At 58.7% G+C, this 15957-nt stretch carries 15 protein-coding genes; 9 read left to right on the top strand and 6 right to left on the bottom strand.

All coding sequences use genetic code 11. The annotated features are described in order from the left end of the window. Positions 1-58: 58 nt before the first annotated feature. Together DESU86_RS02045 and hypB are read left to right on the top strand one after the other, a co-directional pair. Positions 59-412: a hydrogenase maturation nickel metallochaperone HypA/HybF gene (locus tag DESU86_RS02045; protein WP_179979525.1), complete on the top strand. Its 354-nt coding sequence runs from the start codon at positions 59-61 to the stop codon at positions 410-412. Between the two features lie 403 nt (positions 413-815). Next, positions 816-1484 carry a hydrogenase nickel incorporation protein HypB gene (hypB, locus tag DESU86_RS02040; RefSeq protein WP_179979524.1) on the top strand — a complete coding sequence of 223 codons (669 nt, stop codon included), beginning with the start codon at positions 816-818 and terminating at the stop codon, positions 1482-1484. A 256-nt stretch (positions 1485-1740) separates the two neighbouring features. Here the strand turns inward: hypB and DESU86_RS02035 are convergent, their stop codons facing one another. Continuing rightward, positions 1741-2724 (bottom strand): peptidoglycan glycosyltransferase, encoded by a 984-nt coding sequence (locus DESU86_RS02035; protein ID WP_179979523.1) that lies wholly within the window; start codon positions 2722-2724, stop codon positions 1741-1743. A gap of 183 nt (positions 2725-2907) precedes the next feature. Here DESU86_RS02035 and DESU86_RS02030 point away from each other — a divergent pair, with 183 nt between their 5' ends. From DESU86_RS02030 to DESU86_RS02005, 6 genes are all read left to right on the top strand, one after another. Further along, a complete protein-coding gene (locus tag DESU86_RS02030) occupies positions 2908-3657 on the top strand; it encodes an SPOR domain-containing protein (RefSeq protein WP_179979522.1) in 750 nt (249 codons plus the stop codon). A gap of 157 nt (positions 3658-3814) precedes the next feature. Next, positions 3815-5272 (top strand): catalase, encoded by a 1458-nt coding sequence (locus DESU86_RS02025; protein WP_179979521.1) that lies wholly within the window; start codon positions 3815-3817, stop codon positions 5270-5272. A gap of 357 nt (positions 5273-5629) precedes the next feature. Next, positions 5630-6628 carry a secretion protein HlyD gene (gene hlyD, locus DESU86_RS02020; protein ID WP_179979520.1) on the top strand — a complete coding sequence of 333 codons (999 nt, stop codon included), beginning with the start codon at positions 5630-5632 and terminating at the stop codon, positions 6626-6628. After that, entirely contained in the window at positions 6625-8574 is a 1950-nt protein-coding gene (locus DESU86_RS02015) for an ATP-binding cassette domain-containing protein (protein ID WP_179979519.1), read from the top strand. The genes hlyD and DESU86_RS02015 overlap by 4 nt, the downstream gene beginning before the upstream one ends. Before the next feature lie 355 nt (positions 8575-8929). Continuing rightward, positions 8930-10057: an ABC transporter permease gene (locus tag DESU86_RS02010; RefSeq protein WP_179979518.1), complete on the top strand. Its 1128-nt coding sequence runs from the start codon at positions 8930-8932 to the stop codon at positions 10055-10057. Next, a complete protein-coding gene (locus DESU86_RS02005) occupies positions 10057-11268 on the top strand; it encodes an ABC transporter permease (protein ID WP_179979517.1) in 1212 nt (403 codons plus the stop codon). The genes DESU86_RS02010 and DESU86_RS02005 overlap by 1 nt, the downstream gene beginning before the upstream one ends. 249 nt (positions 11269-11517) lie before the next feature. Here DESU86_RS02005 and DESU86_RS02000 read toward each other — a convergent pair whose 3' ends face one another. Continuing rightward, the gene (locus tag DESU86_RS02000; protein ID WP_232088224.1) at positions 11518-12375 is read right to left on the bottom strand and encodes an ion channel; all 858 of its coding nucleotides are present in this window, start codon (positions 12373-12375) and stop codon (positions 11518-11520) included. A 526-nt stretch (positions 12376-12901) separates the two neighbouring features. On the opposite strand from DESU86_RS02000, the gene DESU86_RS01995 reads away from it, so the two are divergent. Further along, the gene (locus DESU86_RS01995) at positions 12902-13390 is read left to right on the top strand and encodes a hypothetical protein (protein WP_232088223.1); all 489 of its coding nucleotides are present in this window, start codon (positions 12902-12904) and stop codon (positions 13388-13390) included. Between the two features lie 257 nt (positions 13391-13647). Here DESU86_RS01995 and DESU86_RS01990 read toward each other — a convergent pair whose 3' ends face one another. From DESU86_RS01990 to DESU86_RS01975, 4 genes are read right to left on the bottom strand one after another with little or no spacing between them, the layout of a single operon-like run. Next, positions 13648-14271, bottom strand: coding sequence for a flavodoxin family protein (locus DESU86_RS01990; protein WP_179979516.1), 624 nt, complete (start codon positions 14269-14271; stop codon positions 13648-13650). A gap of 22 nt (positions 14272-14293) precedes the next feature. Further along, positions 14294-15133, bottom strand: coding sequence for a WcbI family polysaccharide biosynthesis putative acetyltransferase (locus tag DESU86_RS01985; protein ID WP_179979515.1), 840 nt, complete (start codon positions 15131-15133; stop codon positions 14294-14296). A 26-nt stretch (positions 15134-15159) separates the two neighbouring features. Continuing rightward, positions 15160-15567, bottom strand: coding sequence for a 6-carboxytetrahydropterin synthase QueD (gene queD / locus DESU86_RS01980; RefSeq protein WP_179979514.1), 408 nt, complete (start codon positions 15565-15567; stop codon positions 15160-15162). Beyond that, complete coding sequence (locus DESU86_RS01975) at positions 15567-15734, bottom strand: hypothetical protein (RefSeq protein ID WP_179979513.1); 168 nt, start codon at positions 15732-15734, stop codon at positions 15567-15569. Before DESU86_RS01975 ends, queD begins: the two co-directional genes overlap by 1 nt. Between the last annotated feature and the right edge of the window lie 223 nt (positions 15735-15957).

The raw sequence follows: 15957 nt of genomic DNA, 5'->3' as shown, positions 1-15957 counted from the left end.
AATGGCAAGAATGCCTTCCAGCCTTTACCTTGCCAGGGGTTTGCGCTATTGTGGTCGTATGCACGAAATGGCAATTGCACAAAGTCTGCTGAAGATGTCGGAAGAGGAAATCTCCCGGCAGGGCTGCACTCGTATCGAGGCCGTGAACGTCAAGTACGGCGCTCTCGCCGGTATTGTGCCCGAGTCGCTTCAGTTCTGTTTTGAGACCATGATTCAGGGCACGCCCCATGAGGGCGCGCGCCTTGAACTTGAAGAACTTCCCCTGCAACTGCACTGCCCCTTCTGTGGTGCGGATTTTGGCGGCGAGGGGCAGGAAGCCCTTATACAGCCCTGTCCGGGGTGCGGCGAGCAGTTCGGCCATGTAGTCAAGCAGGGCAGGGAACTGTACCTGAACCGCCTTGAGGCCAGCTAGAGCGTTTTACCCTTGAAAAAAGGTACATGCACGATCGACGCACGAGAATGCGGTGCGCCGTAACTGCATGCTAGTGTATGCTACTGTATGCCAGTGGGTTCAGCCGGAAATCGCATTTTTTGGCTGAATGAAAACATTGAAATGTGAAGCATTTCAATGTTAATCTGCTTTTAGTAAGCACTGATTAAAGAGCCTTATGGAAACGCGCTGGTATTTCGTTTGGCAAGGCGCGCTCTTTTTTTTGAAGCAGGAGTGGACTCTTCCGTTCTCGGCTGTTTCAAAAAAAGTGAAGCAATGCCGCCAAACGGAATACATCAGCGTTTCCCTAACACCGCCATGGTGTTCCCATATCGCCCCATACTTCAGACCAGGGACTCCTCACGGAGTCTGTTAGGAGACAGGCATGCAAATTCCCGTGGTTCGCAATGTGCTGGAAGCCAATGAAAAAATGGCGGCCCATGTGCGCAAGCGTTTGTCTGACAGTGGGATTCTGACGCTGAATCTCATCAGCTCGCCAGGGGCGGGCAAGACGACGCTGCTCGAACGCACGCTGACCGATCTGGCGGGAGAGTTTCGCATGGCGGTGGTTGAAGGCGACCTGCAAACGGATAACGACGCCCGCCGCGTGGCCGCCACTGGCGCTCAGGCCGTGCAGATCAACACGGACGGCGGCTGCCACCTCGACAGCAACATGATTCTGACCGCTCTGGACAGCCTTGACCTTGAAGGCGTGGACATCCTTTTTATCGAAAACGTGGGCAACCTCGTGTGCCCGGTGGAATTCGACTGCGGCGAAGACGCCAAGGTCGCCCTGCTGAGCGTGGCCGAAGGTGACGACAAGCCCGAAAAATATCCCCTTCTTTTCAATCTGGCGCGCGCTCTTGTGCTCAACAAGGTCGATCTTTTGCCCTATGTGGACTTTGATATGACGCGGGCCCGCAACTTTGCCACCAAGCTCAACAAAGACCTGGATATCTTTGAGGTCTCCTGCCGTCAGGGACAGGGGCTTCAGGCATGGTACGACTGGCTGCGCGACAAGCGCGCGGCCAAAAAGGAAGGACGGCCTGTTTAGGGCAATGTTATTTTGAAATGCTTTGTGGGGGAGAGATATTTTGTGGGGGAGGGACCCTTTTGCAAAAGGGTCTCCTCCCCCACGCCCCCACCCCCTAAAACTCTTAGTGTGTTTTAGGACAGTACAACGTGTGCTGTGAACTGAAGCGGGGATAGTATTTCATCCAGTCAGTTTCAGATAAAAACCCGGCCCGGATTTATCCGGGCCGGGTTTTTTGTATGCATCTTCATGAACCATTTGCAGCCAAAGAGCCGGATCAGCGGCCGCCTTCGCTGGCCCGATACGCGGCCACATCCACCACAAGGTTTTTTGAGCTGTGACGCAGGGTCAGCGTAAACAGCTGCACATCGCTTTGCGGCTTGTCGGCGTCGGCCAGCGTGGGCAGCATGGACGCGGGGGCCAGCATAATTGTGGCTTCGCCCTGACCGGCAGACATGAAGTAGTCCAGCACTTGCTGCAGTATTTCCTTGTGCTTGGCCGTATCTGTCTTGGGCATTTCAACAAAGTTCATATCCAGGCCGGGCAGTTCGGCCTGCCACGGGGCGTAGCCCTGCGCATACAGGGTTGTCAGCAGTTTGTTCAGCGTTGCGGCGTCCAGCTTGCGGCGCAGTTCCATATGCTCAAGGCGGTCAGGCCCCTTTGTGCGAGCAATGCCGGGTTTGCCGTTTTCCACCTGGCCCGGCAGCAGACGCGCCGCCCACACCATGCCCGCGAAACCAAGGCTGGTGAGCACGGCGTCATTGTCGTCATGCGGGGGGCTTTGGTCCAGCAGGGCGCACACGTCCTTCATGCGCATGCCGGGGCGAAACTTATCCAGGGCGCAGACCGGCCCGCTGTTTTCATCCGGCAACAGGCTGCGCATGCGGGCGCGAAACTGGAGGCTCTCGCCCTTGCTCGTTGCCACGGTCAGGGTATCGGGCTGCGGGCCGAAGGTCAGGCTTTTTGCCTGCCCCAGGGGAACGCGGCTGAACGTCCACAGGGCCAGCCCTGTGTCGAAACGCAGCTCGGCCGTGCCGCCGGGATTTTCAATTTCTTCGCTGTTGCCGGGCGTCATGTCCAGACGCATGAATTGCGTGACCTTGCCCTTTTGCAGGTGGATATTGAGCAGATCTTCGCCTGTCTGGTTGACGATGGACAGATTTTGCGGCGTTGCCGCCATAGAGGCGGCGCTCCACAAAAAGAGCATGAGGCAGGCGAGAATCAGAGGCAGATTGCACCGTGAGCTATTGCTGATGGTCATGAGCGTACTCCCAATGTCTTTGTAAGACACAGAATATATACCAGAGCGCGGGGCGTGCCCGCAAGTCGGGACGCGAGCGCGTTGCCGCCGCTCTTTACGCTTGAAGCCGTGCCTGTTATGTTACGACAGGTTTAAAGATTCGTATAAAAAATATAAATAATTCAGTGAAATTAAGGAAAAATCATGCCTCCAGCGTCACGTAACTCTCCGTCAGACCAGCAAGACTCTCCCAAAAGCCTGTGTCTGCGGCCCTCTTCGCTGCTGGCGGCCTGTTTTCTTGTTGTGGCGGCCATAGCGCTTGCCTATGTGGGCGGCGTCATGAGCGGCAGAGCCTACTGGCGGGGGCATCCGGCGCAGGTCGGTATAGCCGGTGGCGCGCTGAAAAAAGGTGTTGTCGTGGAACCGGCGGAAGAGGACGTTCCCAAGCAAAAAATTCTTGCCGCCGAAGAACTGCGTTTCGCCCGCGTGCTGCGTGGCGAAAGCCTGCCGCCAGGCATGACTGACGGGCCTCAGGCGCGCACTCCCGCCGCTGCAGCCATGCAGCCTGTCGGGACTCCGGCGGCGCAGGCGGCCGGGCAGCGTCCACAGGCAAACGCGCCCGCAACGGCGCCCGCAGCGGGCGCAAACGCGGGGCAAGCTGCGCAGCCCCAGAAAAACCACCCCGTGGTGCTGAACAGCCTGCAGCCCGTGGGCGATATGTTTGATTACGTGTTTCAGGTTGGAGCTTTCAAGGATGAAGAGAGCGTTGACAGCCTGCGGCAGCGCCTTGAAGGGCGCGGCCTGAGAACGCGCTTGCAGCGGTCGGGCAAACTGCTGGTTATCCTGGTACTCTTGAGAGGGAATGAGGCCAGAGCGGCGGAAGTGGCGCATGCCTGCGAAGGTTTGAACCTTGGCAAGCCCATTTTACGCAGTAAGACACCGGTCAAGCAATAGTTTATCCATAAAGTTCAAGGAGTTTGAGGAGGTTTAAAGGATTGTTGATAAATAGTAATAATTACTATTTACAATAGGCTCTTTCCGTGTCATCGTCTGGGCAGGGCAGGCAGTAGCGCCCCTTGGCCCGCACAGACAAACCAAGGAGAAGACCACAATGCCGAACGATCAAAACAAACTCACCAACAATGCCGGTGCGCCGGTGGCCGACAACAACAGGGTTCTCACCGCCGGGCCGCGTGGGCCCATGCTTTTGCAGGATGTATGGTTTCTTGAAAAGCTGGCCCATTTCGACCGCGAAGTCATCCCGGAAAGGCGCATGCACGCCAAGGGATCGGGAGCCTACGGCACGTTTACAGTCACCCACGACATAACGCGTTTTACCAAGGCTTCGCTCTTTTCTCAGGTAGGCAAAAAAACTGATCTCTTTGTTCGTTTCTCCACCGTGGCTGGCGAGCGCGGCGCGGCCGACGCCGAGCGCGACATTCGCGGTTTTGCCATCAAATTCTATACTGATGAAGGCAACTTTGACCTTGTAGGCAACAATACCCCTGTCTTCTTCCTGCGTGACCCCCTCAAATTTCCCGACCTTAACCATGTGGTGAAGCGCAATCCGCACACCAACATGCACAGCGCCCAAGATAACTGGGACTTCTGGTCTCTCCTGCCCGAAGCCCTGCATCAGGTCACCGTGGTCATGAGCGACCGTGGCATCCCGGCCTCATTCCGGCACATGCACGGTTTTGGCAGCCATACCTTCAGTTTCATCAACGCCAAGAATGAACGCTTCTGGGTCAAGTTTCATTTCAAGACCCAGCAGGGCATTAAAAACCTCACAGACGCCGAAGCCCAGGAGATTATCGGGCGTGATCGCGACAGCAATCAGCGCGACCTGTTCGAACATATCGCAAAGGGCGATTTCCCCCGCTGGAAACTCTTTGTGCAGGTCATGCCAGAGCTTGACGCCGAAAAGCTGCCCTACCATCCCTTTGACCTTACCAAAGTCTGGTACCACAAGGACGTGCCCATGCACGAAGTGGGCGTGATGGAACTGAACCGCAATCCCGAAAATTACTTCGCAGAAGTGGAACAGGCAGCCTTTAACCCCGCCAACATCGTGCCCGGCATAGGTTTTTCGCCGGACAAGATGCTCCAGGGGCGCCTGTTCTCCTACGGGGATGCGCAGCGCTACCGTCTGGGCGTGAACCATCATCTCATTCCGGTTAACAAGGCCCGCTGCCCCTTCCATAGCTACCACCGCGACGGTCAGATGCGGGTGGACGGCAACTACGGCGGCCATACCAATTATGAACCCAATAGTTACGGCGCGTGGCAGGAACAGCCGGGTGCGGCCGAGCCGCCGCTCAAGATCAACGGCGACGCCGATCACTGGTCGTATCCCTGCGATGATAAGGATTATTACGAACAGCCCGGCAAGCTCTTCCGCCTTATGACGCCCGAACAGCAGGAAGCCCTTTTCGGTAATACTGCCCGTCAGCTGGGCGACGCGCCCAAGATGATCAAACTGCGGCATATCCGTAACTGCGCCAAGGCCGACCCGGCGTATGGAGCGGGTGTTGCCCGCGCCTGCGGCATCGATCCTTCTGAAATATGATAACTGAGGGTCAAGCGCCCTCTGCCTGCCCTTGAGCCTCACAGGTCTGTATACGCCCCAATTCCGCCCCCGGCAGCAATGCCGGGGGCGGCTCGTTATGGTGCCGTTCATGTGCAACGCTGTGGACAAGGCGCGCGGCACTGGGTATGTTTTGTACAGGTCGCTTTACGTGGTATGCGGCGGCCGAACATAAAGCATTTTCATGTTGAAATTGCTCTGACGACTGCGGGAGCAAGTGCTCATAGCGAGACGTAAGCGCTATTTATTTGCGCTATTAAGCGCGAAGCGGGCAACGGCTACCGCGAGAATGGATATTCTATTCTCAATGCGAAAATGCTCTAAAGGATCGGGAGGCCCATGCAAACTTCTCGCAAGGTTGTGAGTGTGGCTGCCGTGGCGGTTCTGGTGCTGGCAGCCCTTTTTTTGTGGCGCTGGCTGGACGGCCGACACTCTGGCAGCCTTACGCTATACGGCAATGTCGATATCCGCCAGGTAGACCTGGCCTTTCGCGTTGGCGGGCGCATAGCCGAAGTGCTGGTGGATGAGGGCGACAGCGTGGCCGAAGGGCAGGCTCTGGCCAGACTGGACGCTGATCTGCTGACCCAGCAGCGGGATGAGACCGCTGCCCGTCTTGAGGGCGAAAAGGCCGCTCTGGCCCGCCTTGAGCGCGGGTACCGGGTTGAGGAGATTGCCCAGGCCAGGGCTGCGGTAAACGCGGCCACGGCCCTGTCTGAAAATGCCGCCATCAATCTGCGCCGCGTCGCAGCCATGCGTTCTTCCAACGCCATTTCCCAGAAAGAGCTGGACAATGCCCGTGCCCAATCGCGCGAAACGGCGGCAAAGCTCCGTTCTGCCCAGGATCAGCTGGATATGCTGCTTTCCGGCTACAGGGAAGAGGACGTGCTGGCGCAGCGCGCCGCCGTGGCTGGCGCGGAAGCCGCCCTGAAGCGGGTGGAAATACGGCTGCACGACAGCGTGCTTGCCGCTCCGCAAAAGGGCATTGTGCTCACCCGCGCCCGCGAGGCCGGAGCCATTGTGCAGGAGGGGCAGACGGTATATACGCTGACCCTCACGGATCCGGTCTGGCTGCGTGCCTATGTGGACGAGCCGAACCTGGGGCGCATCAAGCCGGGCATGGCTGTGCGCGTCATGGTGGATGCGGCTCCGGGCAAAAGTTTTCCCGGCACAGTGGGTTTTATTTCTCCCACGGCGGAATTCACGCCCAAAACCGTGGAAACACGCGAGGTGCGCACCGCGCTGGTGTACCGCCTGCGGGTGCAGGTCGCTGACCCTGAAAACCTCATGCGACAGGGCATGCCCGTCACCATTGTTGTTGACGAGGCCGCCGGATCATGAGCGTGGCCACAGCGGTTCAAAACCCTTCCTCCGAGGGTGAAGCGGCCGTACAACTGCGTGATCTGGGCATGACTTTCGGCAAGGGCGCCCACCTCGTAACAGCGCTGAGCGGCGTTTCGGCCACTGTGCCCGCCGGGCGCATAACCGGACTTGTGGGGCCGGATGCGGCTGGCAAAACCACCCTTATGCGCATCCTCGCGGGGCTCATGCTTCCAACGAGCGGCGAGGTGCGCGTTTTTGGCAAAGCCCCAGACAAACTTTTGAGCGAAAGCGCCAACAGCATCGGATATATGCCGCAACGCTTCGGCCTGTACGAAGACATCACCGTCATGGGCAACCTGCGTTTGCACGCCAGTTTGCGCGGGCTGGAAGGGCAGGCCCGCCAGGAGCTTTTTGACCGCCTTCTCGAGTTCACGTCGCTGGCTCCCTTTACGGACAGGCTGGCCGGGCGTCTTTCTGGCGGCATGAAGCAAAAGCTTGGCATTGCCTGCGCGCTCCTGGGGTCGCCCCGCCTGTTGCTGCTGGACGAGCCGGGCGTGGGCGTGGACCCGCAGTCGCGCCGCGAACTGTGGCGGATGGTGCAGGATCTGAGTCGCGACGGCATGACCGTGATCTGGGCCACAGCCTATCTGGATGAAGCCGAACGCTGCCCGCAGGTGGTTGTTCTGGACAAGGGCGGGGTTCTTTATTCCGGTGCCCCGCAGGAATTCACGGACAGGGCGCGGGACAGGGTTTTTCTGCTTAAAACGCCCGCAGGAGCCCACCGGCGGGAGCTGGCCATCTGGAGTATGCGCCCCGGTATTGAGGACGCCCTTGTTCAGGGCAGCCGTATCCGCCTGGTGCTGGCCAGAGACGCTTCCCCGGAGTTGGGACGCGATGTTCGGGAAAAAGGCGGCGAACCCGTGTCACCGCGTTTTGAAGACGCCTATATGAGCGCTGTGGGCGGCATCAACCAGAATCCTTCGCCATACGGCAGGCTGTATGCGATAAACGGCTCCGGCGCGTCAGGAGTATCCGGCGCTCCCGGCTCGGCGGACTCGTCCGGCGCAAGGGCTGGCGTGCCCGGTGCAGAGCCTGATCCGGCCCATTCGGCAGGCGCACAGTCTTGCTCCGCAGGCGCGCTGGCTGGCCCTGCTGGAGCGCTGGCTGGCTCCGCACCCGGCGCGGGGGGTGACGCCCCGGCAGAGTCCCAGCCCTCACCAAGCATCGAAGCCAGCAGCCTCACCAAAAAATTCGGCGACTTTACCGCCGCGCGCGACATCAGTTTTTCCGTGCGGCCCGGCGAGATTTTCGGCCTTCTTGGCCCCAACGGGGCGGGCAAATCCACCACCTTTCGCATGCTTTGCGGTCTTTCACGGCCCACATCGGGCCAGTGCGCGGTTGCGGGCATGGATCTGCTCACGGCGGGCAGCAATGCCCGCGCCCGCCTGGGCTACATGGCGCAGAAGTTTTCTTTGTACCCCGACATTCCGGTGACGGAAAACATAAAAATATTTGCGGAACTGTACGGTCTGAGCCGTCAGCGGCGTGACGAACTTTTGCCCGTGCTGGCCGGGGCCCTTGAGTTGCAGGATTTTTTGCACAGCCGCACCGCTGACCTGCCTCTGGGCCAGAAGCAGCGCCTGGCCCTCTTGTGCGCCACACTGCACGAGCCGCCCGTGCTTTTTCTGGACGAGCCCACCTCCGGCGTGGACGCCCGCACCCGCCGTGACTTCTGGAAGCATATTTCGGCCATGACCACAGCCGGAGCGGCCGTTCTGGTCACAACGCACTTTATGGAAGAAGCCGAATACTGCGACCGCATAGCTCTCATCTACCGTGGGGCCATGATCCATATGGGCACGCCCGACGAACTCAAGGCCTCCTGTAAAACAGTGGAAGACCCCACGCTGGAGGAGGCCTTTATCGCCAGTATTGAAGAGTATGACAGGCAGCATCCCCAGTAGGGCATGCGCCATACTGGCGCGATACTGGAATGTCCGCGCTGCCCCAAGGCGCGGCACCGCCCTTTGTTTTTAGAGCAAGTTCACTAGCGATGCTGTCGCCATCCGTAAGGCTTCTTCGTCGCCTAACGGCTGCCGCTTGAAATTGCTCTGCTGACGCGAAGGCGGCAGCCGCCACGAAGTGGCGTGGATTCTGGCGAGCTTTAGCCGTTGCGACGAAGGAAGCTACGGATTAAGACAGCAATTGTTAATAGAGCGAGCAGCCTGCTGATGGCTGGCGCAAACCACGTTTTTCGCCAGAATGATGCGTTGAAACAGGGAGTGTTTCAAAAGCAAAATGCTCTAGGGTAAAAGGCATATGAAGCAAAACCTCTGGCTCCGACAACTGCTTGCTCTTGTCCGCAAGGAGTTTCAGCAGATCGTGCGCGACCCGTCCTCCTATCTGGTGGCCGGGGTTCTGCCTTTTGTCTTTCTGCTGCTGTTCGGGTACGGCATCACGCTGGATGCGGGAATACTGCGTCTTGCGGTGCTCAATGAAAGCGGCGGCAGACATTCCCTTGATCTCGCGGCGGACTTTGCGCATTCCCCCTGGTTTTCCACGCGCGGGGTCAGCGGCATGGACGAGGCCGCCCGCCTCATGCGCGACTCAGAAGTGCAGGGGATTCTGGTGTTCAGGCAGGATTTCGACGCGGCGCTGGAGCGCGGCGGCGTGGGTGAGCTGCAGGTGCTGGTGGACGGTTCGGAACCCAATACGGCCCAGTATATCCAGAGTTACAGCCAGGGTCTTGTGACCAGGTGGCAGACCACGGCCCTGCCCGGCGGCGTGGCGGCCGAACCGCCCATAATCGTCCAACCCCGCTTCTGGTTCAACCCGGCGGCCAAGAGCGTGCAGTTTCTGGTGCCGGGGGCCATTACGGTCATCATGACGCTCATCGGAACCCTGCTGACCTCACTGGTTTTTGCCCGCGAGTGGGAGAGGGGCACCATGGAGGCCATGTTCGCCACGCCTGTGAGCCGCATGCAGCTTTTGCTGGGCAAGCTCATTCCCTATTTCTGCATGGGCATGTTCAGCATGGCCCTGTGCGCCACAGCGGCGGTGCTGCTCTTTGCCGTGCCGTTTCGCGGCTCGTTGTGGATATTGCTGCTGTTATCCTCTGTATTTATGCTCAGCGCGCTTGGGCAGGGGCTGCTTATTTCCGTCAGTTTGCGCGGGCAACTTGTGGCTGCGGAGGCCGGACTGTTTTCCGGTTTTTTGCCCGCCCTGCTGCTGTCGGGTTTTGTTTTTGACATCAACAGCATGCCTCCTGTGCTTCAGGCCATTACCAGGCTGCTGCCCGCCAGCTACTTCAACACCTGTCTGCGCACCATTTTTCTTACGGGCGACGTTTGGGCGATTTTCGGCCCCAGTCTGGCTTTTATGGGCCTGCTGGCCGCCATATTGCTCGGGCTGGTGTACAAAAACCTCGTCAAAAGGCTGGATGTGTGATGGCGCGGCGTCTGGGGGGGGCTTCCACTGCGGGCAGGGGCTTGGTTGCAAGAGGGGCGGCTCGTCTGAGCCAGTTATTCCCCCGCCTGAACCTGCGCCGCATGGCCATTATTGTGCGCAAGGAACTGCTGGTTCTTTTGTGCAACAAGGTTTCGCGCCTTCTTATCATCGTGCCCCCGCTTATGCAGATCGTCATCTTTGGCTGGGCTGCCACCATGGAGGTGCGCAATGTGGATGTGGCCGTGCTGAATCACGACAGCGGGCGCTGGAGCAGGGACATCATACACGCCCTTGAGGGATCGCCCACCTTTCGCAGCGTGACCCATTTGCAGGGAGAAGGGCAGATACGCCCAGTGGCGGATCGGCAACGGGCGCTTTTTGTGCTGGTTTTTGACGAGGAATTTTCGAGACATATCGAAAAGGGCGAACCGGCGCAGGCCCAGGTTATTCTGGACGGGCGGCGCTCCAATGCCGCGCAGATCGCTGCCTATTATTTCGAGCGCATCGTGGCCCAGGTGGCGGCTGCCACGCCACGCGGCCAGGTCATGCAAAGCGCTGCCGCAGAAGTGCCCCGGCTGGACATACGCATGCGCTGCTGGTTCAATCCCAATCTGGAATTTCAGTGGTTTTTTCTGCCCAACCTCATTGGCATGCTGAGCTTCATGCTGGGGCTGGTGGTTACGGGGCTTTCAGTGGCGCGCGAGCGCGAGGTGGGCACGTTTGACCAACTGCTGGTGTCGCCCGCCATACCCACAGAAATTGCCCTGGCCAAACTTGTGCCGGGCTGTCTTGTGGGCATGGTGCACGGAACCATATTTCTGGTCATATCGGTACTGGGCTTCGGCGTGCCCTTCACAGGCTCCGTGGTGCTGCTCTATCTGGCCATGCTGGTGTTCGCGGCGGCTTCGGGCGGGGTGGGACTTATGGTGTCCTCCCTGTCGGCCACGCAGCAGCAGGCCTTTCTGGGCGCGTTTACCGTGGGGGTGCCCTGCATACTCATTTCGGGAGGCGTGACGCCCATCATGAACATGCCGGTTTTTTTGCAGCACGCCAGCCAGTTGAACCCGTTGCGGCACTTTACGACCATCATTCAGGGCGTTTTTCTTAAAGACATAACCGTGGCCGCAGCGGCTGTCAGCCTGGGCAAGATCACCTGCATCAGCATTGTGACAGTGAGCGTGGCCGTATGGATGTTCAGGCGCAAGGCCTAGGGCAGTTTCAAAGTGAAATTGCCCCAGCGGCTGCACGAACGGGCGTTTGCGTTAAAAGACGCAGCGCGGCCTGTCTGCGTAATTTACTTGCGCAACGTATCTGCTCAAGGTATGTGCGCGGTTGCGCCGGAGTAGGCGTTTTTTGACCTTTGGAGCGCTTATGCCCGATGGCGCGTGGAGTCAGCGTCTTGGGGCGCGTGCTGCGCTGTCTGCGGCGTGCGCTGGCCCGTCTGCGGGTCAACATGCGAGTCAACGCGGGTCAACAGGCGAAGCAACAGGCGGGTCAATTTGCGGCCCGGCCGGAGATTTGGCCAGCGGGTCGGCTTGGCCTTCATGATGCGAATCTGCCGGGTGTGCCGCCAAATGCGCCGCCGGGTGTGCCGCCTGATGTGCAGAAGGGTGGGGCTGCGCAACGGGTATGCCGGTTGCCGGTCCGGCGGGCGAGGAGTGCGGCGTGCGCTGTACCCTGCCCACAATGGTGGCTATGACCACAATGGAATAGACATAGGCGATAAAACCCACCAGCACGACCGCATTTTTGGCTATCCAGGTGTGTGGCGTGATGTCGCCGTAGCCAATGGTCAAGATGGTGATGTAGCTGAAATAGAAGAGATCGTTAATGGCGTTTTCGCCTGCGCCGAGGCCATTGAAGGAGCCGGGGTTGGCAAATTCGATGGCCAAAAAGAGATAGAATCCGCAATAGGCGATGAGCATGAGGCCGCAGATGGCCGCGTATATCATGCGTGTGCCGGCCATTTGCGCGTGGGCTATCTGCCGGAAAACCTCCAGAGTCACGCTGCCGAAAAAGCAGATGTAGAGCAGCAGCACTTCGGCCAGCAGGCTGCTGGCAAAAAAGAGATTCAGCGATCGGCAGATCATCAGCAGCACGCCAAAAAGCACCACAAGCCAGATGACGCGCCTTTTGAATTCAAAAAGCACCAGGCCAGCCAGCAACTGAAAGGGCAGGTAGATGGACTGGGCCATGCCGCCATAGATATTGTCGGGAAAAAAGATATTGAAAACAAAGACGCACAGAAGGGATGTCATCAGCAGCTCAAAACGGTAAACGTAGAGCTTTGAACGAAAAGAATTCAGTTTTTGCAGCATGGTACCCCTCACTGGAACGCGATACTACAAACATTGTCCGCGCCGGGCAAGGGGTGGCAAAACCCTTTTTATAGACATGAACGCCTGCGGGCCGTACAGTGATCCATGTGAGATTTTTTGTAAAAATTCCCCTTGAAAATGTGCGGCCGCAAAAGATGCATACGCTCACCGCGTTGCGGGCTGGCGCAAACAAAGGGTGATCTGTTTTTTCAGCGCCGCGCAATCTGGAGCAGATTACCGTTCAGAATGTACATTCTCAACGTTTACGACACGCTCACTACGGCGTTTAATTGCGCAGATGAACTGCGCTTACGCCTCAGTAGCGGATGTCTGCCCAGGCAGCCGCCAGAGCGCCATTAGGGTAATGTAAAAGGTACATTGCTCCGCGCAGGACGGCCCGGCCCGTAAGGACGCGGCCTTCAAGGCAAGGGCTGAAAGCGCGCTTGCAACCGTGCGTCATGCCTGCCCATGCGTCCACCAGGGCATCTTCATCATGAAATTACTTTGGAAAATACTGGAGAACGCCATGCAGTCTTTTTGCCGCTTCAAAATGTCATGGGCAATGTTCTGCCTGTTGGCCTTGATGGTTCTGCCCCCTCTGGCGGGCAGCGCCCAGGCCGTGCCTGTGACGACAAAGTACTACAGCATAGAATTGCCTGCCAACTGGGTCGTTGTTAACGGGCCAAGCAAGGTCAAGGATGCCATTCAGGTTCTGCTTGGCCAAAAGGAACATAAGTCCTCAATCCTCATTATCGTGGGGCCTGCCAAAGCGGGAGAAGCCGAAACCGCCGCCAGGGCCAATGCGCAACGACTGGGAGGGAGCACCCCCGTGCTGCGTCAGGGGCAGTGGGAATTCACCTTTGAGCAGCAGGGCGTCAAGGGGTATGGCATTGTGCGCGAGGACAAGTCCTCTGGCGTACTGCTCATGATGCTGGTCAGCGGCGACCTGAAGATGGCAGACTTTATCTACAAAATGCGCGGCCCCTATAAGGCCCTTGTGCCTTTGAAGCCGTAACAGGCGCGAGCCGGATATATCTTGCACACAAGCCCGGAGGCCTAGACCTTCGGGCTTGTGTGCGTTCTGGTGCCTGGAGTGTTTTTCACGGAGGCGCTCTGATCTGCCTTCAAAATTCGTTTCAGAGCAGAAAGCGTCTTGTACTACGCCAACACACACTGACCTTAAGAGTTTTAGGGGGTGGGGGCGTGGGGGAGGCGACCCTTTTGCAAAAGGGTCCCTCCCCCACAACGTTTTTCAACGTAACACTATAATAGTTAGCGGATGAAGTTGGTGGCTTCCCAGGCTTCAATGGCGGGCGGATTGACTCCGGCGGCCTTGCCGGCGGCAATGCACTTGATGAGCCAGGCCATGTTGTCGCCAAGGGTGCGCATGATCTGCATGCCTTCCTTATCCTGCACCACTTCCTCGGCATTGTTGCCGTGCACGGAGTTCCAGTACTGGGAGGCGACCACGGGCATGCGGGCAATGGTGAAGTACTTGTTCAGCCTGTCAAAGGACGCGCTAGCCCCGCCCCGGCGACAGCTTACAACGGCCGCCGCTGGTTTGAAGGCGTAGGGCGCGGACTTCATGAAGAACATGCGGTCCAGCAGGGCGCAGAGGGTGGCATTGGGGCCAGCGTAGTACACGGGCGAACCCACGACCACCCCGTCGGCGGCGCGCAAAAGGTCAATGACTTCATTGACGGGATCATCCTTGAAAACACAGTAGCCAGTATCCTTGCATTTTCCACAGGCGATACAGCCACGTATGGCCTTGGAACCGATCTGGATCAGTTCGCTTTCAACGCCGTTTTTTTTCAGTTGCGCCGCAACGGTGGACAGCGCCGTAAAAGTACAGCCCTTGGGATGGGGGCTGCCGTTGATAAGAAGCACCTTCATGAAGAACTCCTTCGTTCTCCGCTCAGGCGGTAGGCCCGGGCGGCAGGTTTTTTAAAAAGGTTATCAAATCCGGCGTATCGTGGCTTTTGCATGCCAGATAACAGCTCGTGTACTGGGCGTGGGTCAGGCTGGTCTGGTAGACGGGGTAACGCCGTGCGGGGCTGGCGAATGGCAGGCCCAGCAGCGTGCCCGCTTCGGGGTGTATGGGCAGCCAGAAATCCTCAAGGGGATGCGCGTAGGCGCGGCGGACGGCTTGCGGCAGGCCGCCCAGCCCGAGCAGGCGCAACAGGCTGTCGGCCATATGGAACATCAGTGTGCGGCCCGGATGGTTGACGGTAATGAAAAGCTGTTCCTTTTGCCACAGTTCGCGCAGCAGGGGCGCGCAGACAATGGGGCTTTGGGCCTGTTTTTCTTCTTCGCGGCGCAGGCTTTCTTCCGCCACGGCGGACAGGTCGCCCATCATGCCCGGCGTGGCGCGCAGGTAGACGTGCAGCGCTTCTTCCGGGCTCAGCCCCCGCTCAAGCAGGCTCTCCAACAGGCTGTCGCCAAAATTGATGGATGTTTTGCTGGTCCAGAACGGCCAGTAGCCCTTGAAGAAAAGGTTGGGAATTTCGATGGCCTGACAGCTTTTGGGCAGCCGGGGAAGGATCTGCTCTGTGGAAATGTCGCCCCATTTGGGGGCCAGCCTTTGATACAGAAAGAGCGCACACTGGCTCAAGTCCTGGCTGTCGATATGTTCCCGCGTGTAATTGACATAGTGGCGGACGGTAAAGCGCCGCGCAAAGGCCGGAGTATTTTGCAGCAGGGGCAGCAGGGCTTCGCCCTGGCAATTGGCGTGCAGAAGACAGAGGGCCTGTGGCATGGGAGCGCTCCGCGAGGGCGATACCGCTAGTCCGTTTCCAGATAGGTGGCGCTTTGAGCGCCTTTTTCTGAAACCGTGACGCTGTGCAGGCGCACCCGTCGGGCCTGGGGATCGTCGTGGGCGGCCAGATGCGCCTCCATGCCCTGCCAGATATGGCGCGCCAGATTTTCGGACGAGGGATTGATGCGGTCAAAGGGCGGGGTTTCGTTGAGCAGGCGGTGGTCCAGGGCGTCGAGCACGATTTTGAGACCCTTTTTCAGCACCTTGAAGTCCAGCAGCATTTCCGTGCCAGCGGCAAGCTGGCTGCCTTCAACGGTAAGCTCCACGGCAAAGTTGTGGCCGTGCATGCGCTCGCATTTGCCTTCATAGTGGCGCAGGGCATGCCCGGCGGAAAAATCATCACGCACAGTGAGACGCCAGAGTTTTTTTGACATCAGGACAGTATCCTGTAGACCACGAAGGCCGAAAGTATGACGATGATAATGGCCAGCACGATGCGGGCATTTTGGTTCCACTGAAGACCCTGGCCTCCGTTATCGAGGTCATGGTCGCCAGTGGAGGGCGGTGTGAAGATGCGTTGCAGCCATGAAAGAAACGACATGCAATACCAATGTGTTTAAAGTTTTATCCGCATGGGGTTCTGTTGGGACAATAGCAACTGCATGAAATTTGTCAAAACAAGCCTATGGCGTCACCCCACGGGCCTGCCGCGACGGCGTCAGACAGGGCTCCTTTGTGCGGTCGGGCAACCGCGCCACCCCGGCCAGGAGGCGCGGCGTGTGGCGGCGTGGAAGCGCGGGGACTCCGGCGGCGGCACACGTGAC

The sequence above is a fragment of the Desulfovibrio sp. 86 genome, assembly GCF_902702915.1.
Classification (GTDB): Bacteria; Desulfobacterota; Desulfovibrionia; order Desulfovibrionales; family Desulfovibrionaceae; genus Desulfovibrio.
Note: the sequence above shows the minus strand (reverse complement) of the source record. Positions and strands in the feature narration are given on the sequence as shown.

What these genes read in the sequence shown, in the direction of transcription:
- DESU86_RS01985 (WP_179979515.1), bottom strand. Translation starts at nt 15,133, where the DNA reads ATGCCACAGGCCCTCTGTCTTCTGCACGCCAATTGCCAGGGCGAAGCC.
- DESU86_RS02000 (WP_232088224.1), bottom strand. Translation starts at nt 12,375, where the DNA reads ATGCTGCAAAAACTGAATTCTTTTCGTTCAAAGCTCTACGTTTACCGT.
- DESU86_RS02005 (WP_179979517.1), top strand. Translation starts at nt 10,057, where the DNA reads ATGGCGCGGCGTCTGGGGGGGGCTTCCACTGCGGGCAGGGGCTTGGTT.
- DESU86_RS02030 (WP_179979522.1), top strand. Translation starts at nt 2,908, where the DNA reads ATGCCTCCAGCGTCACGTAACTCTCCGTCAGACCAGCAAGACTCTCCC.
- DESU86_RS02035 (WP_179979523.1), bottom strand. Translation starts at nt 2,724, where the DNA reads ATGACCATCAGCAATAGCTCACGGTGCAATCTGCCTCTGATTCTCGCC.
- DESU86_RS01990 (WP_179979516.1), bottom strand. Translation starts at nt 14,271, where the DNA reads ATGAAGGTGCTTCTTATCAACGGCAGCCCCCATCCCAAGGGCTGTACT.
- hlyD (WP_179979520.1), top strand. Translation starts at nt 5,630, where the DNA reads ATGCAAACTTCTCGCAAGGTTGTGAGTGTGGCTGCCGTGGCGGTTCTG.
- DESU86_RS01995 (WP_232088223.1), top strand. Translation starts at nt 12,902, where the DNA reads ATGCAGTCTTTTTGCCGCTTCAAAATGTCATGGGCAATGTTCTGCCTG.
- DESU86_RS02015 (WP_179979519.1), top strand. Translation starts at nt 6,625, where the DNA reads ATGAGCGTGGCCACAGCGGTTCAAAACCCTTCCTCCGAGGGTGAAGCG.
- queD (WP_179979514.1), bottom strand. Translation starts at nt 15,567, where the DNA reads ATGTCAAAAAAACTCTGGCGTCTCACTGTGCGTGATGATTTTTCCGCC.
- DESU86_RS01975 (WP_179979513.1), bottom strand. Translation starts at nt 15,734, where the DNA reads ATGTCGTTTCTTTCATGGCTGCAACGCATCTTCACACCGCCCTCCACT.
- hypB (WP_179979524.1), top strand. Translation starts at nt 816, where the DNA reads ATGCAAATTCCCGTGGTTCGCAATGTGCTGGAAGCCAATGAAAAAATG.
- DESU86_RS02045 (WP_179979525.1), top strand. Translation starts at nt 59, where the DNA reads ATGCACGAAATGGCAATTGCACAAAGTCTGCTGAAGATGTCGGAAGAG.
- DESU86_RS02010 (WP_179979518.1), top strand. Translation starts at nt 8,930, where the DNA reads ATGAAGCAAAACCTCTGGCTCCGACAACTGCTTGCTCTTGTCCGCAAG.
- DESU86_RS02025 (WP_179979521.1), top strand. Translation starts at nt 3,815, where the DNA reads ATGCCGAACGATCAAAACAAACTCACCAACAATGCCGGTGCGCCGGTG.